The organism is Anaerolineae bacterium, assembly GCA_035529315.1.
In the GTDB taxonomy this organism is placed as follows: Bacteria; Desulfobacterota; Desulfobacteria; order Desulfobacterales; family ETH-SRB1; genus Desulfaltia.
This window is the reverse complement of record DATKWZ010000034.1, coordinates 35,880-57,947: the sequence shown is the minus strand read 5'-3', so window position 1 is coordinate 57,947 and position 22,068 is coordinate 35,880. Positions and strand designations below refer to the sequence as shown.

Annotated in this window: 22 protein-coding genes; 6 read left to right on the top strand and 16 right to left on the bottom strand. The window is 42.2% G+C overall.

Annotated elements, in window-relative coordinates; all coding sequences use genetic code 11:
• The 4 genes from VMW78_06450 to larE all read right to left on the bottom strand — a co-directional run bounded on the left by VMW78_06450 (nucleotide 1) and on the right by larE (nucleotide 2,979).
• Nucleotides 1-408 carry a zf-HC2 domain-containing protein gene (locus VMW78_06450; protein ID HUV50641.1) on the bottom strand — a complete coding sequence of 136 codons (408 nt, stop codon included), beginning with the start codon at nucleotides 406-408 and terminating at the stop codon, nucleotides 1-3.
• Between the two features lie 4 nt (nucleotides 409-412).
• Nucleotides 413-985, bottom strand: a complete 573-nt coding sequence (locus VMW78_06445) for a sigma-70 family RNA polymerase sigma factor (GenBank protein HUV50640.1) — start codon at nucleotides 983-985, stop codon at nucleotides 413-415.
• A gap of 102 nt (nucleotides 986-1,087) precedes the next feature.
• Nucleotides 1,088-2,041, bottom strand: coding sequence for a sulfite exporter TauE/SafE family protein (locus tag VMW78_06440; GenBank protein ID HUV50639.1), 954 nt, complete (start codon nucleotides 2,039-2,041; stop codon nucleotides 1,088-1,090).
• Nucleotides 2,042-2,187: 146 nt separating this feature from the next.
• Nucleotides 2,188-2,979 carry an ATP-dependent sacrificial sulfur transferase LarE gene (gene larE, locus VMW78_06435; GenBank protein HUV50638.1) on the bottom strand — a complete coding sequence of 264 codons (792 nt, stop codon included), beginning with the start codon at nucleotides 2,977-2,979 and terminating at the stop codon, nucleotides 2,188-2,190.
• A 150-nt stretch (nucleotides 2,980-3,129) separates the two neighbouring features.
• Here larE and VMW78_06430 point away from each other — a divergent pair, with 150 nt between their 5' ends.
• Nucleotides 3,130-3,741 (top strand): hypothetical protein, encoded by a 612-nt coding sequence (locus VMW78_06430; protein ID HUV50637.1) that lies wholly within the window; start codon nucleotides 3,130-3,132, stop codon nucleotides 3,739-3,741.
• 28 nt (nucleotides 3,742-3,769) lie between these two features.
• Here VMW78_06430 and VMW78_06425 read toward each other — a convergent pair whose 3' ends face one another.
• The 4 genes from VMW78_06425 to VMW78_06410 form a co-directional block, all read right to left on the bottom strand.
• The gene (locus VMW78_06425; protein ID HUV50636.1) at nucleotides 3,770-4,759 is read right to left on the bottom strand and encodes an ABC transporter ATP-binding protein; all 990 of its coding nucleotides are present in this window, start codon (nucleotides 4,757-4,759) and stop codon (nucleotides 3,770-3,772) included.
• Nucleotides 4,749-5,711, bottom strand: coding sequence for an ABC transporter ATP-binding protein (locus VMW78_06420; GenBank protein HUV50635.1), 963 nt, complete (start codon nucleotides 5,709-5,711; stop codon nucleotides 4,749-4,751). The genes VMW78_06425 and VMW78_06420 overlap by 11 nt, the downstream gene beginning before the upstream one ends.
• 21 nt (nucleotides 5,712-5,732) lie before the next feature.
• Nucleotides 5,733-7,310 carry an ABC transporter permease subunit gene (locus VMW78_06415; protein HUV50634.1) on the bottom strand — a complete coding sequence of 526 codons (1,578 nt, stop codon included), beginning with the start codon at nucleotides 7,308-7,310 and terminating at the stop codon, nucleotides 5,733-5,735.
• A gap of 343 nt (nucleotides 7,311-7,653) precedes the next feature.
• Complete coding sequence (locus tag VMW78_06410; protein ID HUV50633.1) at nucleotides 7,654-8,697, bottom strand: ABC transporter permease subunit; 1,044 nt, start codon at nucleotides 8,695-8,697, stop codon at nucleotides 7,654-7,656.
• Between the two features lie 262 nt (nucleotides 8,698-8,959).
• Between VMW78_06410 and VMW78_06405 the strand changes: the two genes are divergently transcribed.
• The 5 genes from VMW78_06405 to mtaB all read left to right on the top strand — a co-directional run bounded on the left by VMW78_06405 (nucleotide 8,960) and on the right by mtaB (nucleotide 12,443).
• A complete protein-coding gene (locus VMW78_06405) occupies nucleotides 8,960-9,382 on the top strand; it encodes a CoA-binding protein (protein ID HUV50632.1) in 423 nt (140 codons plus the stop codon).
• Complete coding sequence (locus tag VMW78_06400) at nucleotides 9,363-9,587, top strand: hypothetical protein (GenBank protein ID HUV50631.1); 225 nt, start codon at nucleotides 9,363-9,365, stop codon at nucleotides 9,585-9,587. Before VMW78_06405 ends, VMW78_06400 begins: the two co-directional genes overlap by 20 nt.
• Before the next feature lie 80 nt (nucleotides 9,588-9,667).
• Complete coding sequence (locus tag VMW78_06395) at nucleotides 9,668-10,096, top strand: NIL domain-containing protein (protein ID HUV50630.1); 429 nt, start codon at nucleotides 9,668-9,670, stop codon at nucleotides 10,094-10,096.
• Nucleotides 10,093-11,124 carry a tRNA 2-thiouridine(34) synthase MnmA gene (mnmA, locus tag VMW78_06390; protein HUV50629.1) on the top strand — a complete coding sequence of 344 codons (1,032 nt, stop codon included), beginning with the start codon at nucleotides 10,093-10,095 and terminating at the stop codon, nucleotides 11,122-11,124. The genes VMW78_06395 and mnmA overlap by 4 nt, the downstream gene beginning before the upstream one ends.
• On the top strand, nucleotides 11,121-12,443 hold the full coding sequence (mtaB, locus tag VMW78_06385; protein HUV50628.1) for a tRNA (N(6)-L-threonylcarbamoyladenosine(37)-C(2))-methylthiotransferase MtaB: 1,323 nt from the start codon (nucleotides 11,121-11,123) through the stop codon (nucleotides 12,441-12,443). Before mnmA ends, mtaB begins: the two co-directional genes overlap by 4 nt.
• 30 nt (nucleotides 12,444-12,473) lie before the next feature.
• Here mtaB and VMW78_06380 read toward each other — a convergent pair whose 3' ends face one another.
• The 8 genes from VMW78_06380 to VMW78_06345 form a co-directional block, all read right to left on the bottom strand.
• Complete coding sequence (locus tag VMW78_06380; GenBank protein HUV50627.1) at nucleotides 12,474-13,784, bottom strand: nucleotide sugar dehydrogenase; 1,311 nt, start codon at nucleotides 13,782-13,784, stop codon at nucleotides 12,474-12,476.
• A 112-nt stretch (nucleotides 13,785-13,896) separates the two neighbouring features.
• Entirely contained in the window at nucleotides 13,897-15,114 is a 1,218-nt protein-coding gene (locus VMW78_06375) for an aspartate kinase (GenBank protein ID HUV50626.1), read from the bottom strand.
• Nucleotides 15,115-15,202: 88 nt separating this feature from the next.
• On the bottom strand, nucleotides 15,203-15,700 hold the full coding sequence (gene tsaE, locus VMW78_06370) for a tRNA (adenosine(37)-N6)-threonylcarbamoyltransferase complex ATPase subunit type 1 TsaE (GenBank protein ID HUV50625.1): 498 nt from the start codon (nucleotides 15,698-15,700) through the stop codon (nucleotides 15,203-15,205).
• Nucleotides 15,701-15,703: 3 nt separating this feature from the next.
• Nucleotides 15,704-17,263, bottom strand: coding sequence for an NAD(P)H-hydrate dehydratase (locus tag VMW78_06365; GenBank protein HUV50624.1), 1,560 nt, complete (start codon nucleotides 17,261-17,263; stop codon nucleotides 15,704-15,706).
• Between the two features lie 11 nt (nucleotides 17,264-17,274).
• On the bottom strand, nucleotides 17,275-17,994 hold the full coding sequence (locus VMW78_06360) for a pyridoxine 5'-phosphate synthase (GenBank protein HUV50623.1): 720 nt from the start codon (nucleotides 17,992-17,994) through the stop codon (nucleotides 17,275-17,277).
• Nucleotides 17,995-18,107: 113 nt separating this feature from the next.
• Complete coding sequence (gene ybeY / locus VMW78_06355) at nucleotides 18,108-18,539, bottom strand: rRNA maturation RNase YbeY (protein HUV50622.1); 432 nt, start codon at nucleotides 18,537-18,539, stop codon at nucleotides 18,108-18,110.
• Entirely contained in the window at nucleotides 18,451-20,877 is a 2,427-nt protein-coding gene (locus VMW78_06350) for an HDIG domain-containing protein (protein ID HUV50621.1), read from the bottom strand. Before VMW78_06350 ends, ybeY begins: the two co-directional genes overlap by 89 nt.
• On the bottom strand, nucleotides 20,834-21,826 hold the full coding sequence (locus VMW78_06345) for a PhoH family protein (protein HUV50620.1): 993 nt from the start codon (nucleotides 21,824-21,826) through the stop codon (nucleotides 20,834-20,836). The genes VMW78_06350 and VMW78_06345 overlap by 44 nt, the downstream gene beginning before the upstream one ends.
• Between the last annotated feature and the right edge of the window lie 242 nt (nucleotides 21,827-22,068).

The following is a 22,068-nucleotide window of genomic DNA, read 5'->3' as shown; positions in this document are numbered from 1 at the left end:
TCATGGTTTTGTGGCAAGGAGTTTGAAATAAATATAACTAATAGAGCAAGGCGGAAAATCACCAAGCTCATCAAGCGTGGCAGTTGTTGAAACCCTTTGTGAATTAAAAAGGTTATAAAATTTTTCAAAGAACTTAACAGGATGTACAAATATATTATATGTAAAACCATATCTTTCAGGCAAAGCTGCTTGTTTTGCAATCTGCTGCATAAGTCGTGCGGGAAATTGGGCTGACGGGCTGCAAGACGGCATCTCTTTGACAGCTGCATCCACCTGCTGCAAGAGCTTTAATTCTTCTCTGCACACAGGGCAGCGTAAAAGCTCTTGGTCCACGCATCTGGATTGCTCTGAATCAAGCTCATTATCCATATAAGAGGAAATTTTTTCTCTGATTTCTTGGCAATTCAAAATATTACTCCTTATGTTCCATGCAGACATGCTGTTTCAGATGCTGACGCGCCCTGTAAATCAAAGATTCAACGCTTGAGACAGTGGCGTTTAAAATTTCGCTGATTTCCCGGTAAGAAAATCCTTGCTGCACTCGTAAAAGCAAAGCAGATCTCTGATTCTCTGGAAGCAGACGCAGGCCTGACATAATGCCTTCCATCATTTCCCGTGTTTCCGCAAACACGGGAACCTGCATCCCGGCAGGTATTTCTCTTTCACCGGCACGATCCACTGTCAAACGCGAGTAACGCCTGCGAGCTTTTAACTCGTTCATGGAAAGGTTAAAAGCTATTTTAAATATCCAGGTTGATGCTTTTGCATTGTTTGCGGGTTTATATTTCGGGGCTGCCTTATAAATTCTCAGAAAAACCTCCTGAACCACCTCTTCCGCTAGGGAACGGTCCTGAAGGTATCTATAGACGAAATTATATAGAGCATTCTTATATCGATCTACTATGTGCTCAAATGCCTGATGATCTCCGTTGCCGACAGCTTTGATCAAATCCTGATCTGAATTATCCCCGAAAATATTTTTCATGGGCCCACATCTTTTTTAATTTTCAATCTATCACCTCAATTGAGCGAAAAGCTCGATTGATAGCTGTCAGGGGCCGGCGATCAGGTGTCGGACGCATCAATGTTACAACAAGAAATTAATAATATATTTTGCGGCAAGCAGCGTTATTATAATTGCAAGAATGGTTTTAATTATCTTTGCGGACATAAACTTCTGCAATCTTGCCCCGCAGTACATGCCCGCAAAACCGCCTGCTCCGAACAGAGCGCCCAGCGCCCAGTCAGGACTGATCGCCAGGCCTGTGTGCGCATAATACGGCGCTATTATTGTGTAAAAAATTACCCCTACAACAGAGGTTAATAATGTGCCTAAAAGAGCGGCCCCTGCTATCGTATATACCGGAAGGCCGAAAATCGCCACAAGAAACGGGGCGATAATTGCACCCCCCCCTATCCCATAAGTTCCGCCGATTATTCCCACAACAAACGTAAGACTAAACAATGCAACGGTATTAAAGGTAAAGGTTTCGCCATAGAAACTATAGGTATAATGAGTCAATGAAAACTTGATTGTTTTAATCCTGATCTCATGATCATGCCCGGACGCACCACCCTTCCTGATTTTATCGAATCTTTGCTTGAATCTTTCTTCAAGCTCTTTGGCTTTTTGTGTTTTGCCACCTTTTTTTACAATTGCATAAAAGAGCCTTAGCCCGATATAAAGTAGAACGCAGCCGACGAAAAATTTAAAATTTTTTGGATCAGGAAGATATTTTATCCGGAAAATAGCCCCGATAAATACACCTGGAAGCGTGCCCGCAATAATTACCCATACAAGAGGCCAAGCCATCCTTCCTTCCTTGATGTATCTGTATACACCGCTGGGGATTGCGACAATATTGTAGACAAGATTTGTTGGGCTTACGGCAGGGCTGATAAAACCAAGCACGCTAACCTGAAAGGGCAAAAGAAGAAAGGCTCCGGACACACCCCCCATTGAGGTAAATGTGGAAACAACAAATGCGACAACAAAAGGTATTATTGGGGATACATGGACTCCTGAAACTTCAAAATACATAGCCTGACCCTCCTGTGTTAGGATTGGAGAAATTCCAATTTTTTATGATTCATGCAAATAAGCAAACACTATTTCTGCTCTTTAAACTGTTAAACAACTGAAACAGCTGAAACTTGCACAAATATTTTTATAATATACATCACGGCTCAACCAGGGTATCCTTCAAGATCAACTGCCACATGGGAAAATCCGATTTTTCTGAATTTTCCGACAATAGTTCCCCTGTTTTTTTTATCTGAAATGCTTTCAATTTCCTCTGGACTTACCTCTATCCTTGCTGTGTTTTCATATTTTCTTACTCGGCAAGCATTAAATCCAAGGCTTAGCAAAACATCTTCCGCCTGATCAACCATTTCAATGGCCTTCACGGTTATAGGGGTCCCATATGGAATCCTTGTTGCAAGACATGCCAGTGCCGGTTTGTTCCAGGTCTCAAGATTCATCTCTTTTGAGAGCAGCCTGATGTCATTCTTGGTAAGCCCGGCATCAATCATGGGGGCATGAACCCCCATTTCCTGTGCCGCAGTATGCCCTGGACGAAAATCTTCAAGGTCATCTGTGTTGGCTCCATGAGCTATGTATTTAATGTCTGTGTTTGACGCAATTTTTATAAGCTTTTCAAAAAGATTTTTTTTGCATACATAACATCTGTCCTTCCTGTTAGCCACAAAAGCGGGCATGCTCATTTCCTTTGATTGCAACATAATATGTTTAATGCCGTAATTTTTTACAAATTCCATTGCTTTATTCTTTTCACGCTCCGGATGTATCTGTGACACCGCTGTCACGGCCACTACATTCTTTTTTAATACTTCATTGGCTACGGCAAGAAGAAAAGCGCTGTCAACACCTCCTGAAAATGCAACCATCAAGGGATCAAGCCCTTTGAGAATTAAAACCAATTTCTTTTTTTTATTATTTAAACTTAACCGGTTCATTATAAAATTTCCAAATGTATTAGCCTCTTGCTACAGAAAATATATTTACAAAAACAGATTAATCATCTATAAATAACAATTAAATGAAAATCTATTTTTTTTGTCATTTCAACCGCAGGCAGAAATCTTTAACCAAGGCCTGATTGATCAATGCAAAAGTTAATAAAATATCTTGCAGCCTTCCTTGTTATTCCAGCAGCGCTTGTTATTTATTCAAGTTTTTTAAACATGAATAATTATTATATTAAGGCCACAGGCGGAGCCGTTGAAATCTGGAAAGGAAAATTCGCTCCGATGAGCCAGGAGCTGTTTATTATTTTGCCCGGAGCACAAGCTCCTCAATCAATTAAAGATGTTTATTCAAAAGAGGAGGTTTTCCCGCTTATCTTTAATTATTACATCAACAAAGCCGACGCCATTCTGGATATACCTGAAATGCCTGATTTTGATGGAATTAAATTCTATCTGAACAAAGCTATTTCCTTTGGGCTTACCGATGATCTCCGCAAGAAAGCCTATACACGTTTAAACAGCATCGATATGATGATTCTACAGTACAAGGCCGATGTTGCCGCAAGCAAAGAAACTATTAACGGCTTTAAAACCGCTCTGGAGTATCTCAACAAGGCTGCTTTGCTTGATCTTAATGCCGACCAGAGCAAACTTATAAACCAGAAAATCGAATCCCTTATGGCTAAAATCGCAGAATCTATAGCCAATCGCCCTAAAACTCCGGCAGCTGATATATCTCCCGCCAAATAGTCCGCCACCCACTCAACTACTCGACTACTTAACGATACAAATGGCACCACACCCCATGCATGCCTGATTTTGTCTCCAGCGGCGCTATTTTTCTGCATATATCCATAGCCTCCATGCAACGTGTATGGAACATACATCCGGGAGGAGGATCTGAAGGAGAAGGTATTTCTCCTTTCAGAATAATGCGCTTTCTTTTATGTTCGATCTCCTCGAAATCCAGCCTTGGTACCGCACTAATTAAAGCCTTAGTATAAGGATGCACAGGGTTGTTAATTATATCGCCGGTGGGTCCGTATTCCACTATTTTGCCAAGGTACATAACAGCGGTGCGGTGCGCTATGTTGCTTACCACGCTTAGGTCGTGCGATATAAAAAGATAAGACAGATTGTATCTGTCCCGCAAATCCATAAGCAGATTTACAACCTGCGCCTGCACCGATACATCAAGGGCGCTGACAGGTTCGTCACAAACAATTAAATCAGGCCTTAAAGATAAAGCTCTCGCTATATTGATTCGCTGGCGCTGCCCGCCTGAAAATTCATGTGGATAACGATATATGGCCCCTTCATCAAGCCCGACTTCATTCATAAGTCTTTTTGCATGATCCTCCCTGGTTCCTTGTATCAGGCGAAATTCAACAAGCCCTTCAGTAATAATATCAATAATATTCATTCTTGGATTAAGCGCTGTCAGAGGATCCTGAAAAATTATCTGCATGCTTCTTCTTGTCTCCCTTAGCTCCCTGCGATTAAGCTCAAGAAGATTTTTGCCGCAAAAAAGGATCTTGCCTCTTCGAACCTTTTCCAGTCCCATCAAAGTTCTTCCCAGAGTAGTCTTCCCGCATCCGGATTCGCCGACAAGACCAAGTGTTTCACCTCTGTTTATATACAACGAGGCTATATCAACCGCCCTGACATACCCGACCGTTCTTGCCAGAATACCGCGTTTTATCGGAAACCATGTTTGAAGGTTGTATGCCTCGAGTATCGGCGATTTGTTTGTTTGTTTACAGTTCATTTTTCGCAAGAAAACATGCTGCCCTGTGTCCATTGCCAAAATCTATGAGTTTTGGTTTTTCATCCCTGCACCTGTCAAATGCATCAGGGCATCGATCAAAAAAATGACACCCTGATGGATAATTAAAAGCTGAAGGCACCTGGCCCGGGATTGCTTTTAATCTACCTTTATCAGCTGAAAGTTTCGGTATGGCCTCAAGAAGAGCTATGGTATAAGGATGCGTGGGCTTTGAAAAAATATCGTCCTTGTTTCCTTCCTCAACTATCCTTGAGGCGTACATAACCAGCACCCTGTCGCACATTTCCCATATCACTCCCATATTGTGCGTAATAAGCAGTATAGAGGCATTAGATCGCCTCATCTCCCTGACCAGCTCGAAAACCTGAGCCTGTATTGTTACATCAAGCGCTGTTGTCGGTTCATCCGCTATGATAAGGTCCGGTTCCAGCATCAAGGCCATAGCAATCATAACCCTTTGCTGCATGCCTCCGGAAAGCTGATAAGGATAATCAAACATCCTTTCTCCTGGATCAGAGATTTGAACCTTCTCAAGCCAGGTTTCGGCAATATTCCAGGCATCTTTCCCGGTTATATTCTTATGCAGTAAAATAGTTTCAACCATCTGACTGCCGATTGTGTGCAAGGGTGAAAGGGCGGACCCGGGTTCCTGAAATATCATGCCTATTGCCTTGCCACGTATTTTTCTCATCTCCTTATGATCTAATTCAAGAAGATTTTTGCCGTAAAATAAAATTTCGCCTGTTTCAATCCTTCCATAAGGCAAGGGAATAAGACGGAGTATGCTCAAGGCTGTGACCGATTTTCCGCATCCTGATTCGCCTACCAATCCGACGATTTCGTTTTTGTCGACATGAAACGAAACATCATCAACCGCCTTGAGAATACCTTCATCTGTTTCAAAGGTAACTGTTATGTTTTTTACTTCCAGCAATTTTAAATACCTCAATCCCTATTATTCAAACCTGCTGCTTCTCTTCGGATCATAAGCGTTTCTTATTCCATCACCGACAAATACGCCAAGAAGCATTACGATAAATAATGCCAAAGATGGATAGAGAATAAGCCACCATGCCCATCTATACTGCTGAGACTGGAAGAGAAGCTCTCCCCAGCTTGGAGTGGGCGGGGGAAGCCCGAATCCCAGATAGTCAAGGGCAGCAAGCGCTCCTATTGCTCCGACAAGAGAAAAAGGGAAAAAAGTTATTACAGGAACCATGGCATTGGGAAGAATATGTTTAAATATTATCTTATATGATGATACTCCCATGCATTTGGCGGCCTCAACAAATTCTTTTTTGCGCAAGCTGAGAAATTCAGCGCGGATATAATAGGAAATCCCTATCCAGTTGAAAAGCCCGTAACAAAACAGAAGTAAGGAAAAACTCCGCCCATAGACCGACCCCATAAGAATCATAATATAAAGAAACGGCAGTGCGCTCCAGATTTCAATAAGACGCTGGCCTGTCATGTCAATTGCCCCGCCATAATATCCCTGAACAGCCCCTGCAATAATCCCAAGGATCATTGAACATGCAACAAGCAGCAGGCCGAAAGTAAGCGAAGTCCTCAATCCATAAAGGACTCTGGCTAAAACATCCCTGCCGGCCCCGTCAATCCCCATCAAATGCTCCTTAACCGGCGCAAATGGAAAGCTGATATCATCTTTTTCAAAGCTAATACTGTAAAGCCGGTTTTTAATCTTTAAAATAAAAGGATCAATCTCATGCAAAAATCGCTGGTTCACCATACTTAGAAGGGTTTTTCTATCTTGAGCTGCAAGAGAGTCCCATATATTGATGCTGTTTTGTTTGATTTTCTTTTGAACAGGTTTCAGGCTTTTGTTGAAAACTATTTTTTCTATATTTTGACATTTTGCCCCGGCCTCTCTGAATGTAAGCCTGACGCTTTCCGGCGCTCTTTTACGCGAAAAGTATGTGGACAGAGAAATTACAACTTCCATCCCTTTATTGCCCATTATTTTTGAAGAAATTAATCGCGGCGCATTTTCGTTTGCAAATCGCTTTTCAATTCCCTGCCTTATGTTTTCCGGGATGCTGTAATATTCGGGCAGAAAAACCCCTTTTGCCTGCCTGTCTTTCATATTGATAAAAAAGCCGAATAAAACAGATCCGGCAATTGAATAATCCCTTCTAATATTAACTGTCCCGATCCTGGGCGTTGCGGTAAAGATAAGTGTAACATTGTCTGAAACAGCAATCGATTTTGGATCAATGCTTTCAAAGGGGCTAAATGGAACCAGGGGAAAGATCATAAAATTGCCCACATCTTTTCTAAATAAAGGGCTGTTATTTATACCTTTGTAATCCGGCCTTGTTTTTTTATTATTTCCGGCAAACAGGTCTTCAGGATAAAACTTAACAGCCGGAAAATATGATTTTCCATTAAATCTGACATACAAAGGGATATCATTGCATATAAGTTCGGAACAAAGACTGACCATATAAAGAATAATCAATATCCCCAATGAGATATAAGCGCGCTTTATCTCCTTAAAACGCGATATTCTCATTCTCGTTATCGGGTTTTTAAATATTTTGTAATTTAGCATTCTATACTTTGCACGGCTATAAAGTGCGGTTTTTGAAACGGTCAGGATTATAAAAAATAAAATTAAACCACGAAGAACACGAAGATTAAAACTGATGAACTCGTAAAAAGTCGTCACTCCGGTGAAAACCGGAGTCCAGATGATCTGCAACTACTTGAAAAGACTGGATTCCGGCTTTCGCCGGAATGACGGTTAAGGGATATGATGGACTTTTTACGAGACCATCAGAATTAATGCTTTTATAATTTCTTCGTATTCTTCGTGCTCTTCGTGGTAAAAATAAATCATTGTTAATTTACTTAAATCAGCTTTTCTGAAATGTTATTCGCGGATCTATAAGAACATATAAAAAGTCTGAAAGGATATTTCCAACAAGGCCAAGAACAGATGTAAGTGAAAGGATGCCCATGAAAACAGGATAATCACGACCCACTATTGCCTCAAGGCTTAATCTGCCCATCCCTGGTATTTCAAAAACCTGTTCGATAATCACCGATCCGGCGAACATAACGGTTAAAATAGAGCCTAATCCGGTTGCAATCGGTATTAAAGAATTACGCAACGCATGTCCCCAGATAGCCCTGTTAAAACTTCCACCCTTTGCAAGAACGGTTCTTACATAGTCTTTGCTTATCTGCTCAAGAAGAGAATTTTTCATCAAAAGGGTTAAAACAGCAAAGTTTCCTATAACATAACACAGAACCGGAAGAAACATATGCCCGAAGATATCCTTTGTTTGTTCCCAGGATGTCATGCCTGCAAAGTTGTCCGAATAAAACCCGGATACAGGGAAAAAATCCCATAAACCATCCACGGTCCCACAAAAAAACATCTTCAGAACCATTCCAAACGCAAATGCCGGAACAGCATATCCGACAAAAACAATGACACTCGATCCAAGATCAAACATCCTGTTGTGTTTGAGAGCCTTTATTATGCCGAGCGGGATGCATATAAGATAGGATAAAACAAAACCGGTTACCCCAAAGACAAGTGAAACCTTAAATCGCTCACTGATTAGCTGCCAGGCGGTTTTGTTGGGAAATTTGTATGATTCCATTTTCATGCCGAACCTGTCGGTCACGAGCCATTTCCAGTATCGCTTATAAAAAGGTTTATCAAAGCCGAAATGTGCTTCTATGGCTTTTCTCTGCTCTTCGGAAATGGATGCTCCGGCTTCGACCCCCCTGCCTGATTCTCCGAGAGCCATACCTTTCATTTGCATTATAACCTGTTCCACAGGCCCGCCAGGCACAAACTGGATAAGACCAAAACACAAAATCGTAATTCCAATAAATGTTGGAATCACAAGAATAAACCGCCTGATAAAATAGTGAATCCGTTCCATAATCTAATATCCTTATGCCGGCTGACAAAAAGCTGTCACCTTTTTAGCCTATGATCCTGATACTCCATACATTATAACCGATATCTTTTCAAGGTATTGGAACTATATCCTTCCTGCCCCCTTGATATCAACCGGATGTAATTTTATAAATCTCTTGACGTATGCGGCTGTGCCATACTATTTTAGCCTTGAAAATAGTGTTGATCACCGGATAGCAACCGATCGCAGGGGCTTGAGTCAAGATGGTTCTGGGAATATTAAAATGAAACCGGGAAGGATAATTAATGATGACAATATTGTCAGGCATATGCTTATAAATGCCCGAACTATTGCTGTTGTGGGGTTAAGCCCAAAACCGGAAAGAGACTCAAATATTGTTGCATTATATCTTAAAGATCATGGGTACAGAATTATTCCTGTTCGGCCTGCTCAAACGAAGATGCTCGAAGAAAAGGCATATTCATCCCTTGACGATATAGACGAATCAATAGATATTATTAATGTATTCAGAAATCCTGCTCAGGTTATGCCCCATGCCCACGAGGCGCTTCGCATTAAGCCCAGGCTTTTCTGGATGCAACTTGGTATTGAGAATCAGGAGGCTGCGGAGCTTTTAGCCAGGGCCGGTATTGATGTTGTCATGAATCGATGTATAATGGTTGAACATGACAGGCTCTGCAAATAAATCATCATACAGAGAGAAACGACTTAAGGCAAAAGAAATCTGCTGCCACTGTTGCGGCAAGAAGCCGCCTTTTTGCTGGAAATGCAAATGCGGTTTCAGTATATGTCAGGACTGCATGCAGGAAAACGCATGGAGCCTGTCATGCAATGGAATAACCTGGCAATGCCCTGACTGCGGGAAACAGAATGAACTTGGCAATCAGTGAGGGGTATTAGGTTGCTATTGCCATGAATATCAATTAGATATTAACGGCAAAGTAAAAATAAAGACCTGTGGAGGCTTATTGTGTATTCCAAAATACTTATTCTTCGCTTTCCAAAAACCGTGGTTCATCAGCCGGTAGTATGCAACCTTGTGAAAGATTATAGCCTTACCTTTAACATTCTTAATGCTACGATATTGCCCAGAAAAGAGGGTATTATGGTGCTTGAACTGTCTGGATCAAGAAAAAATTTCAAGGACGGTGTTAAATATCTCAGGTCCCAGGGAGTTCATGTTAAAAGTGCGTCTCAGGATATGAAACGCGACAATAAAAAATGTATCCACTGCGGAGCATGCACCGCTGTTTGCCCGACCGGCGCTCTTTCCATTCAACGGCCTGAGATGTCGGTCATATTTGATCAGCAAAAATGCAGCGTATGTGAGCTTTGCATACCCGCATGTCTCACAGGGGCAATGGAGGTTCGCCCGACTACCAACACATTTTTTACATGAAGCAATTAACAGCAATCGCCATAAGCGGTGGCATAGATTCTCTCGTAGCCGCCTATCTGTTAAAGAAGCAGGGCCGCAAAATCCTTGGAATTCACTTTACCACCGGATATGAACCAGAACCTTTAAATATAATTTCTCATATCGCAGATAAGCTGAATATAAAGATTAAGGTTTTAGACTGCCGTAAAGAATTCAAGCAAAAGGTTGTGGATTATTTTATTCAATCCTATCTGACCGGTCAAACACCCAATCCATGCCTGGCATGCAATCCGTTAATAAAATTTGGGGTAGTACTTGAATTTGCCCGCCGGCTTGGCGCGTCCTGCCTTGCCACAGGACATTATGCCGGAATAACAAAGGATAAAGACGGCGGATTTCATCTTTTAAAAGGGGTTGATCCCAAAAAGGATCAGTCTTATTTTCTTGCCTTTATGTCACAGGAACAGCTTGCCCATGCCTGTTTCCCTCTCGGCATGATGACAAAGGCGGAAGTAATTAAACTGGCAGGGGAGTATGACCTGGATCATTTTATAAGGCAGGAAAGCCAGGATATATGCTTTATCAAGGAGAAAACCTATGGGGAATTCATTGCGCTGCAAAAAGGCTTAACACCGCAGCCAGGTCTTATTGAAGATATTGACGGCAACATAATAGGAAAACACAAAGGGCTGCACCTCTTTACCATAGGCCAGAGACGCGGCATAAACCTCCCGGCTTCCGAGCCTTATTATGTTGTTAAAATAGACAGGAAACAAAACCGGATTGTTGTTGGATTTAAGGATAGTTTAATGGCATTGGAATGCAAGGTGACCGGCATAAACTGGATAGGCAAAGAGCCGACATCCCCTGTTAAGCTTTATACACGTTTAAGGTACCGCCATAAATCTGTTTTATCCACCCTGTTTCCGGACGAAGGCAACAAGGCAATTGTCAGATTTGAAACCCATCAATCCGCGATAACTCCTGGTCAGGGAGCGGTATTTTATAACAACAATGAAGTTCTTGGCGGAGGATGGATCGCAGGTTGATATTTAACTACACAACTTTAGGCTGCAAAGTAAACCAGTACGAATCTGAAGCCATAGCTCAATCTTTGGCAGAGCATGGATGGACCGCTGCGCGCGGCAGAGAAAACGCGGATCTGTTCATAGTTAACACATGCGCCGTAACCCAAAAAGCATCCATGCAGTCAAGACAGGCCGTCCGCAAGGCAATTAGATCCAATCCAAATGCATGCATTGTTGTTACAGGTTGTTATGCCCAGGTAGAACCTGATGAAATTAAAAAAATAAACGGTGTGCATTATATTATAGGTAATGCCGACAAGCATAGAATTCCTGAAATAATTATTGACGGGAAAGAAAAGGATTCGCCACCCCTTGAATTCTATCCGTTAACCATCCGGCATGATATTAAACATGAAAATAAGTTCCAGCCAATGCCTGTAATGGGCGCTTCCGGCAACAGAACAAGGCCGCTTCTAAAGATTCAGGATGGATGCGATAATTTCTGCACATATTGCATCGTCCCTTATGCGCGTGGGCAAAGCCGGAGCCTGCCCCTGGAAATGGTATTGGACAGCATTAAACTTCTAAAGAGGTCCGGGTGTCGAGAGGTAGTTCTTTCAGGAATACATCTGAGCCGCTATGGACTTGATCTTGTTTTGCCTACAACCCTGTCCGACCTTTTAAAGCAAATAAATTTTTCACGCCCGATTGATCGTGTGCGCCTAAGTTCAATAGAGCCTGACGAGCTTAATGACGATATAATAAAAATAGTGGCTGATTCAGACATATTTTGTAATCATTTCCATATTCCTCTGCAAAGTGGAGATGATCTTATCTTAAAAAGAATGCACAGGCATTATTCGCGGTCTTTTTTCAGAGACATGGTAATTAAAATTCATGAAATGATTCCGGATGCTGCAATAGGTGTTGATGTTTTAATAGGATTTCCAGGCGAAACAAACCAGGCTTTTGAAAATACATATTCATTAATAGAGGAATTACCTGTTACCTATCTGCATGTTTTTCCTTTTTCCGGCCGCAAGGGCACGCCTGCAAACACTTATCCTGACAAGGTTCCGGCGCAGGTGATCAAGGACAGGTGCCTGAAGATGCGAGAGCTTGGAAATAACAAGAAGATGGAGTTTTACAAAAAATTAATCGGGAAAAAGATGGAACTCTTAATAGAAGGCACGCGATCAAAATCTACAGGCCATTTAAAAGGAACAACTTCAAATTATGTTCCTGTTCTTGTAAGCGGTAATGATAACCTGAAAAATTGTATTGTTCAGGCCAGAATTGATGAATTGTGCGGCAGCAGCACCGTCGGCACCATCTTATAGTTGATGAATCCGTAAAAAGGTGGAATCCATCTAAAGCCTCCAGTATGTTATATCTGTTTTTTCTGCTTCATTCCGACTAAAAGCCCCTTTAACATCTATAACAACAGGCGCTTTGCCCTGGCATAAACCGGCAATTTTTGAAAGACCAAACTCCTTATAAAATCTGTGCCCAACCGTTACTATAACCGCATCAACCCCTTCAAGGTTTTCCATGCCTGCCAGCTCAATCCCATAATGATTTACAGTCTCTTCGGCATCTGCAAGAGGATCATGCACCAGAACTTTAATCCCGTAAGTTTTAAGCTCATGTATTATATCAACCACCTTGCTGTTTCTGATATCTGGTATATCCTCCTTGAAAGTAACCCCTAAAACAGCAACCTTTAAGCCTTTAACCCGCTTTCCCGCCAATACAAGCAGCCTTACGGTCTGTTCCGCCACATATTTGCCCATGCAGTCGTTTATACGGCGTCCTGCCAGTATCATTTCAGGATGGTATCCAAGCGACTCGGCCTTAAAGGTCAAATAATATGGATCAACCCCTATGCAGTGTCCGCCAACAAGGCCCGGCTTAAATGGAAGAAAGTTCCATTTGGTTCCCGCGGCCTCAAGAACCTCATCAGTATCTATACCCATTTTGTGGAAAATCATCGCAAGCTCATTGATAAGAGCTATATTTATATCCCTTTGTGTATTTTCAATAACCTTTGCCGCTTCAGCCACCTTGATAGATGAAACCCGGTGTATCCCGGCCTTTATCACCCTTCCGTAAACATCGGATAAAAACCTGGCAGTATCCTGATCAGACCCGGAAACAATCTTTACTATGTTTTCTAATGAATGTGCCTTATCCCCGGGATTTATACGCTCAGGCGAATAGCCGACCGTAAAATCAGCGCCATATTTAAACCCTGACTCCCTCTCCATAATGGGAATGCATACCTCTTCCGTGGCCCCTGGATATACTGTGGATTCAAAAACTATGCATGAGCCTTTTGACATATATCTGCCTACAGTTGCCGAAGCCCCGCTAAGCGGTTTTAAATTAGGAATGCGGCATTCGTCGATCGGTGTGGGCACGGCAACAATAATAAGCCTGCTTAAAGAAAGATTTTCAGGCTTGCTTGTAAACAGTATCTTTGCATCACGCAAAGCCTCCGTTGAAACCTCCATTGTCCGGTCAAAACCGGACTCAAGCTCCTTAATTCTATCGGATTTAAGATCATAGCCGATCACTTCAAAATGTTTCGACATGCTGACAGCCAAAGGAAGTCCTACATATCCTAAACCTACTATGGCAATCTTATCCTTTTTCGAACAAAGAGACTTAAATGTTACCATTTTTTATTCTCCAATCTCTTCCCTATGGTTTCTGGATTCCGGCTTTCGCCGGAATGACGAAGGAGAAATTCTGCCCTCTTAATCCTTAATCCTCTAATCCTTAATCCTATCCTTAATCTTTATCCAGCCCAAATGCGCTGTGAAGAACACGCACCGCCCGCTCCGCATACTTTTCTTCTATTATACAGGAAATTCTGATCTCTGATGTGCTTATCATAAGAATATTAATATTTTCACCGGCCAGAGTTGAAAACATCTTTGACGCTACTCCTGAATGGCTTCTCATCCCAACTCCGGTAACAGATACCTTCGCGATATTTTCGTCGCCAAACACCTTTTCTGCACCGATCTCTTCCGCCACCTTTCTTTCTATCTCAAGCGCCTTCTTAAAATTCTTTTTTGAAACAGTAAATGTAAGATCGGTCTGCCCTTGGGCGCGGGTGTTCTGGATAATCATATCCACCAGTATTTTTTCGTCGGCAATGGGTGAAAAAATCTTTGCAGCCACCCCGGGTTGATCCGGAACCTTTTTCAGGGTTATACGGGCGGCATCTTTGTTGTGAGTTATACCTGATACAACCAGACGTTCCATATTAGAATCTTCATTAACAACCATTGTGCCTTCCTCCTCACTGAATGATGATCTTACATGCACAGGAACATTATATTTTTTGGCAAATTCAACAGATCGAATCTGCAACACCTTGGCGCCAAGGCCCGACATTTCAAGCATTTCATCATAAGAGATTGCGGTTAATTTTCTTGCCTTCTCGCAGACATTGGGGTCCGCAGTATATATGCCGTCAACATCTGTAAATATTTCACATTTGTCCGCATTAAGCGCCGCAGCTATTGCTACAGCAGATGTGTCTGAGCCGCCACGTCCAAGAGTCGTTATGTTACCGTCAGGATCACATCCCTGAAATCCTGCCATCACTACTATATTACGTTCCTCAATAAGCTTCTTTATACGATCGGCTCCTATTCCAACGATACGAGCACTACCATGATTTCGATTGGTAATAATTTCCGCCTGATACCCAAGCATGGATTTCGCCGGATAGTTCATTGATTGCAAAGTCATGGCCAGAAGAGCTGCTGTTGTCTGCTCACCTGTGGCAAGCAAAACATCCAGCTCGCGCTTATCAGGCGAAACAGCAACCTGATTTGCCATATCAATAAGGCTGTCTGTAATACCTGCCATGGCTGAAAGCACAACAACTACATTATTGCCCTGGTCAAAGATTTTTGCTACCCGCTTTGCTACATTACGGATCCGCTCAAGATCGGCCACTGAAGTACCGCCGAATTTTTGAACAATCAAACTCATTTTTTCTCCTCATTCCTGGCTTCGTCAAGCAGCCAAGCAGTTGACCGGTTAATTAGTTGTTCTCCGACTCAACCACTCGACAACTAAACTATTTAACGATCTCTTTATATAATTTTTTAATTTCCTCTATCAAATTACATTTATCATGTCCATCTACAGTTATGGTAATCTTGCGTGACTTGTCATTTAATATCTCAAAATGTATGGTCACATATTCTGATAAAAAATCTTTACTTAGTTTATCAGCCCATTCAACAGCTACTACGCCTTTACCATGAAGTATTTCATACAGCCCGATATCTTCGAAATCAACAGGGTCTTCTATTCGATACAAATCGATATGGAACAGAGGATATCGGCCGGAATATTCATTTATCAAAACATATGTAGGGCTTGTTATATAGTAATCGTCCGGTACTCCAAGACCAGTGGCCAGACCCTGGACAAATGAAGTCTTCCCGCTTCCGAGATCACCGGTTAAGCATATAACTGTTCCGGCTGAAATCGATGTGCCTATGTTTCGTCCCAGCAACTGAGTTTCTTCAAGACAGCGAGTTATTATTTGAATCCCGGCAAAAGGTGACATTTTTTAAAGCTCAGACTTCATTAGTCTGCCGATCTGCTCAGGTATGGCCATTATAACATCGGTTGCCAGAAAACCAAAAGGGCCGGTCTTATCCGCTACGGCATCAGCGGCTGTTCCATGCAGGAATACACCGGCATGTGCGGCTGTTTCAGGAGAATAACCCTGGGTCACAAGACCTGCTATCATTCCTGTCAGCACATCACCCATTCCTCCGGACGCCATACCGGAATTGCCGGTAGGATTGATAAACGCCCTGCCATCCGGATGGGCAATTACTGTCTTTGCACCTTTAAGCACTACATGAACATTGAACCTTTTTGCAAAATCCCTTGCGCAACCTACACGATCTTTCTGTATGTTTTGGGGGGTTGAATCAACAAGCCTTGCCATTTCTCCGGGATGGGGCGTCAATATAACCGGGAGTTTCAGGTTTTGTAAAATCTTAGTATGGCCTGCAAGGCTGTTTATCCCATCGGCATCAATAACGATAGGCACCGTGCTTTCCTGAATAACCCTGCGAACAAGGCTCTTTGTTTCAACAGCGCTTCCAAGACCGGGCCCTATGGCAAGACACCTTTTGCCTGAAAGCAGCTCCATAATGGCATTAAATGATGATTCACCCAGCACACCGTCATCGGTCTCAGGAAGAGGAAAGGTCATTGCCTCGAGAATCCGGGTCTCCAGAATATCATTTATGCTGTTTGGCAGCCCAAGAGTAACAAGACCCGCGCCAACACGCATGGCAGACATGGCTGTCATGGCTGCTGCGCCTGTTTTCCCGGGAGATCCGGCAAGCAACAAGAGATGACCTGTACTCCCCTTGTGTGCATCAGGCGGCCTTGGTTGAAAATAATTATTGATCAGATCGGTTGTAAGAAGATGTTGTTTTGGACCCACATCTTCAGCAATATGATGCGGTATCCCTATATCCACTATTTCAAGGCTTCCGGTATAACTTGCACCCGGGGAAAGAATGTGTCCTGTTTTTGCAAATCCAAATGTGGCCGTGGCTTGCGCACGGATACATGCGCCACAAGGCTGACCCGTATCCGAATCCAGACCGGATGGTATGTCAACCGCAAAAACCGGTTTGTTTAAGCTGTTGATAAACTCGATAATTTCTCTGAAATACCCTTTTATTTGCGATTTCAGCCCTGTTCCAAGTATGGCATCAACCCATATCTCCTGATGAACCATAGAAGTTCTATGTGTTGAAAAAGCCTTTTTGTCAGGAATTTCAATAACAGGTACACTTAAAGGAGCCAGCAGCTTCAGGTTTGCGGCAGCATCACCTTTAATCGCATCCCTTTTTGATAGAAGATATACGGTCGCTCTAATGCCTTTTTGGGCAAGATAACGGGCTATAACAAAACCGTCTCCACCGTTGTTGCCTCGCCCCGCCGCAATACCGACCTTTTTATTTTTAAGTCCGCCGAACTTTTCAAAAAGAATTTGTGTCGCGCCCCTGCCGGCATTCTCCATTAGAACCCTGCCGGGAAGACCGAACGATTCAATGGTAAGCCGATCCATTTTCTGCATTTCGCCGGCTGTTACAAGATACATAGTCAACCTGCCTATAATTCTTTTATCAACATCGCCATTTCCCTGACCGCTTGTTCCATTCCAACAAGAACCGCTCTTGAAACAATACTGTGGCCGATGCTGAACTCGTCAATTTCTTTAAGGCCCTTAAAAGCTTTTATGGTTTTATAGCAAATTCCATGACCGGCATTAACGCCAAGTTTAAGTTTGCTGGACAGCTTGACCGCATCAACTATTTTAGAAAAGGCCTTTTCTTTTTTAGCGGCTGTTGTCGCATCACAAAATGATCCTGTATGAATTTCAACCATATCGGCATTTATCTTATAAGCCAACTTTATCTGATCAGGATCCGGATCGATAAATATACTGACGGGAATGCTGCTGTTTTGAAGTAAGGCAACCGTTTCAGAAACAACACTTTCGTGAACAATCAAATCCAGCCCCCCTTCGGTTGTCAACTCCTCCCTTTTTTCAGGCACCAGTGTCACAAGATCAGGTTTTATATCAAGAGCAATCCCAACCATTTCAGAAGTCGGAGCCATTTCCAGGATAAGCTTTGTATGCACAACCTGTCGCAGAATTCTGACATCCCGATCCTGAATGTGACGTCTATCCTCACGAAGGTGAACAACAATGCCATCTGCCCCGGCCAATTCGGCCAGCACCGCTGCCGCCACAGGCTCAGGGCAACAAACTCCCCTGGCCTCCCTTAATGTTGCAATATGATCAACATTTACAGCTAATCCAGCCATTAACAAGCCTCCTGCATATAAAAAGATTTGGTAACGATACCTTTTGATGAATTCGTAAAACAGGGATTAAGGATTAGGGGTTAAGGATTAAAGGTCTCCTTAACACTTAACACCTAACACTTAACACCTAACAGGCATAACAATTCATTACTCTTGTTTTCCATTTTATCCGCTTCTTCCTTAGATTTTTCATGATCATAACCAAACAGATGCAAAACCCCATGTATTAGAAGCTGATCAAAACGATCTTCCATGCTTATTTTAGCGAGTTCTCCCTCTCGCATGGCAGCTTCAACCGAAATAACCACATCTCCAAGAAGCTGCGGAGTTATATTTGAAAATCTCCCTTCGCGCATTGGGAAAGCAATAACATTTGTGGGACCTGAGCGATCAAGATACCTTTTATTCAGCGCCTCTATCTGAAGATCATCAACGATAAGGATCGAAAGTTCTCCATCAGGACAGTCCAAGGCGTTTAATATGACCTGTGCTTTTTGCTGTATTTTCTCTTGTAATATCCTGCGCTTGTTTTGCCTGTTGTCCATCAGAATTTTCATCGCCGTTTTTCCCATTGTTTGTAGCGAGTTGCTCGGGATATTCGATTCGATTATGGTACATCCCGTTTAATATTTTGTTAAAGCTTTTTGCTATGCTGTGCAAATCTTTTAAGGTCAGATCACAGTTTTCAAGCTGGCCGTTGGAAAAAATCTTGTTTATGAGATCCTGCACAAGGCGCTGTATCCTGGGCTGAGTAGGATTATCAAGCACTCTCGACGCCGCCTCAACAACATCTGCCAGCATGACAAGAGCCGCCTCCCTGGTTTGGGGTTTAGGGCCGGGATAAAGGAAATTATCGATATTTACCGCGTCTCCTCCTTTATTTTTTTTTGCCTTTTCATAAAAGTAACGGATAAGGCTTGTGCCGTGGTGCTGCCCGATGGTGTCGATTATGGCCTGACCCAATTTATTCTCTTTGGCTATCTCGACCCCTTCCTTTACGTGAGACATCAAGATCAGACTTGACATGGATGGAGCAAGCTTATCATGCTTGTTCCTGCCGTTTTTCTGGTTTTCAATAAAATACAGCGGTTTCTTAATCTTGCCGATATCGTGATAATACCCGCATACTTTTGCCTGCAAAGAGTTAGCCCCTATTGAAGATGCTGCCGCTTCAACCATAGAGCCTACAATTACAGAATGATGATAAGTTCCAGGAGCCTCTATCATAAGTTTACGTAAAATAGGGCGATCAAGATTTGCAAGTTCCAGCAGCTTTATATCTGTCGTGTAATCAAAGGCTATTTCTACAAGAGGCACAATACCTGCCGCAACAACCCCGGAACCGACCCCCCCTGCTATAAACGCAAAAGCCCAGCCATATAAGAGGTTGGAGCCTGAAAACTCAGTTATATAAATATTTATAGCTGTTACAAGTATCAAATTCAGCAATCCAAGTTTTACTCCAGCCTTTATAAATACTTTGCGCTCTCGGCAATTCCTGATCCAATAGGCAGCCATTGTGCCGTTAAGCAGAAAGTAAATAAAAACTTCAAATCTATTTTGGAATATGATTGCCGTGCAGAGCGCGGTCAACATGGCAAAGGAGATAGCGATATCAAAACCCATAAATAAACATACCGTCATAGCGCCTGCGGCAAGGGGAACACCATAAAGAATTGGTGAAGAGGATACTGAAAAAGGGGTGCTTTGGGTCAGTACACCAGAAAGTGATGACGAAATCCTGGCGATGAAAATAAAGGTTATAAGCATACTTGCGATAAAGAGCAGGTTTTTGTTGTTGTTAAGAACATTTCGGCCTTGAGGATTTATATTAATAATATATGTTATTATCAAAAGGCATAAAAGCAGCATTGAGGCTCCAATGCTGCTTGCAAGTATTTGCTTATCTTTTATATGGGTCTGCAGGGTTTTCAGTTTTAAAAGCTGAACTTCGGTAACCCTTTCCCCTTCACGCAAGAGCATCTCACCTGCCTTTATTCTGTAAAGAACAGGCTTGGTTTCTGCCGCCGCGCTCTTTTTCAGTTCTTCGGTCGCGCTCCTGTTTAATGTTATATTAGGTTGCAGAAGCCTTTGAGCAAAATCTACTATCAGGTTTATCAGTGTATAGTCTAAGTCCTTAATGAGGGGTTGACCAATAATTCTGACCATGGTTTTTGCCTGGTCAAGACCGTAATATTGCTTTAAGTTATTGACCAATATGTTTGTTTCGGTTCCGACATCCCTTATAAATATTCCCTTGTCTGCATCTTTAAGAAGTATTTCCTTATTTGCCACAACACCGTTTTCCAAAATCTGTGTTAATATTCTGGAAATAAAATAAGCAATATCTTTCAAAAACTCTTCTTTTTCAAGAATCTGATATGCCCCTTTACTGACGGAAATGCCGATTATTTTCTCAAAACCATGCTTCATCTTCCATATCTGTTCATGGACGGAGGCTTTATCCTTGGGAGCCTCTTTACTCTGGCTTTGCGTTTCATCTTCAAAAACCGCTCTAAGATCGGCAAAGGCCTGATTCACACGATTGGTTAATTTTGACGATAATAGTTTATCATAATCATAAACTGTTAAAATTTTCTCAACAGCAAGCTTGCGGTTTGCTTCTGTAGCAGACTCATCCTCAATAAAAAAATCTCTCGGAGACTTAATATCCCTGTCAGCAACATCGCCTGTTTTATAAGAACGCCCTGTAATAACAAGACCCGGGTAAAGAATGATGCTAAATATTACGGCGACCCCAACAAGTATGCTCCACCGAACATAATTGCTGGAACCTAAAAGTCGATTAATCGATTCTTTGCTTTTCTCTATATTTATTTTAATAGATTTCATTATTCTTTTTTTTTGCATCCAGTTTTTCATATGCCTCAATAATCTCCTGGACCAATCTATGGCGCACAACATCGGTTTTTGAAAAAAACACGAACTCTATGCCGTCTATGTCCTGAAGGATATTCTTTGTTTCTATAAGCCCGGAAGGTTTCCCGACCGGAAGATCGGTCTGTGTGATATCACCTGTAATAACGGCCTTGGAGCTAAAACCTATTCGGGTGAGAAACATCTTCATCTGTTCTGAAGTGGTGTTTTGCGCTTCATCTAAAATAACAAAAGAATCGTTTAATGTTCTGCCTCGCATGAAAGCGAGGGGAGCCACTTCAATAATCCCCTTGTTCATCAGGCTCGACACCTTCTCAAAACGCATCATATCATGAAGCGCATCGTAGAGAGGTCTTAAATACGGATTGACTTTTTCGGTTAAATCACCGGGCAAAAATCCAAGCGCTTCTCCGGCTTCAACCGCGGGTCTGGTTAAAATTATACGACTAACCCGCCCTTCTGAAAGTGAGGCAACCGCCATTGCCATCGCCAGATAGGTTTTACCCGTTCCCGCGGGCCCGATTCCAAAAACCATATCATATTTTCGAATAGCATCTATATAGTCTTTTTGAGCCCGGCTTTTTGGGGTTATCGAATGTTTTTTAGAAGTAACGTAAACAGTATCCAGAAAAATCTCCTTTAAATTAATGCCGTCATCTTCACTCAGAACCCTGATCGCATAATCAACATCATTTGGATAAATCGGATAATTGTCCTTTAACAGGCCGTAGAGCTGCTCAAGTATATTTTGCGACAACCTCACGCCAATACTGTCGCCCTGAATAAATACAGTACTGCCTCTTGCATTGATTGTAACACTTAATGCACTGGCAATTCTTTGAAGGTTGCTGTTATGCTCGCCGAAAAGCTGCCTTGCCGCATTTATATCTGAAAAGGTATATTCGATTTTTTTACTGTCTGATTTATCTTTCATGTTGGCATAAAATCTACTTTGATTTTTTATGTATCACAATCCTTTAATTTAATGCAAACTACAATTTTAAGGTAATAAAGTAAAAAAGAAAAACACCTTGACTGATAAAATTTGCTTTGTTATTTTTAATAATATTATAATCCCTGCCTGCCGCAGGTGAGTTGAAGACCTTGTAGCTAACCTATTACAATAAAAGAAAAAAATATCAGTGATGATCGGTGCAGATCGGTGGCTGATAGGAT

Bases quoted from the DNA above. Each gene is read 5' to 3' on its own strand.
- VMW78_06375 (HUV50626.1), bottom strand. From the start codon at position 15,114: ATGAGTTTGATTGTTCAAAAATTCGGCGGTACTTCAGTGGCCGATCTT.
- tsaE (HUV50625.1), bottom strand. From the start codon at position 15,700: ATGTCACCTTTTGCCGGGATTCAAATAATAACTCGCTGTCTTGAAGAA.
- larE (HUV50638.1), bottom strand. From the start codon at position 2,979: ATGAACCGGTTAAGTTTAAATAATAAAAAAAAGAAATTGGTTTTAATT.
- VMW78_06380 (HUV50627.1), bottom strand. From the start codon at position 13,784: ATGGTAACATTTAAGTCTCTTTGTTCGAAAAAGGATAAGATTGCCATA.
- VMW78_06360 (HUV50623.1), bottom strand. From the start codon at position 17,994: ATGGCTGGATTAGCTGTAAATGTTGATCATATTGCAACATTAAGGGAG.
- VMW78_06445 (HUV50640.1), bottom strand. From the start codon at position 985: ATGAAAAATATTTTCGGGGATAATTCAGATCAGGATTTGATCAAAGCT.
- VMW78_06430 (HUV50637.1), top strand. From the start codon at position 3,130: ATGCAAAAGTTAATAAAATATCTTGCAGCCTTCCTTGTTATTCCAGCA.
- VMW78_06350 (HUV50621.1), bottom strand. From the start codon at position 20,877: ATGAAAAACTGGATGCAAAAAAAAAGAATAATGAAATCTATTAAAATA.
- VMW78_06365 (HUV50624.1), bottom strand. From the start codon at position 17,263: ATGTATCTTGTAACAGCCGGCGAAATGCAGAAAATGGATCGGCTTACC.
- mnmA (HUV50629.1), top strand. From the start codon at position 10,093: ATGAAGCAATTAACAGCAATCGCCATAAGCGGTGGCATAGATTCTCTC.
- VMW78_06425 (HUV50636.1), bottom strand. From the start codon at position 4,759: ATGAACTGTAAACAAACAAACAAATCGCCGATACTCGAGGCATACAAC.
- VMW78_06415 (HUV50634.1), bottom strand. From the start codon at position 7,310: ATGAGAATATCGCGTTTTAAGGAGATAAAGCGCGCTTATATCTCATTG.
- VMW78_06400 (HUV50631.1), top strand. From the start codon at position 9,363: ATGACAGGCTCTGCAAATAAATCATCATACAGAGAGAAACGACTTAAG.
- VMW78_06410 (HUV50633.1), bottom strand. From the start codon at position 8,697: ATGGAACGGATTCACTATTTTATCAGGCGGTTTATTCTTGTGATTCCA.
- VMW78_06345 (HUV50620.1), bottom strand. From the start codon at position 21,826: ATGAAAGATAAATCAGACAGTAAAAAAATCGAATATACCTTTTCAGAT.
- VMW78_06440 (HUV50639.1), bottom strand. From the start codon at position 2,041: ATGTATTTTGAAGTTTCAGGAGTCCATGTATCCCCAATAATACCTTTT.
- VMW78_06405 (HUV50632.1), top strand. From the start codon at position 8,960: ATGAAACCGGGAAGGATAATTAATGATGACAATATTGTCAGGCATATG.
- ybeY (HUV50622.1), bottom strand. From the start codon at position 18,539: ATGGACAACAGGCAAAACAAGCGCAGGATATTACAAGAGAAAATACAG.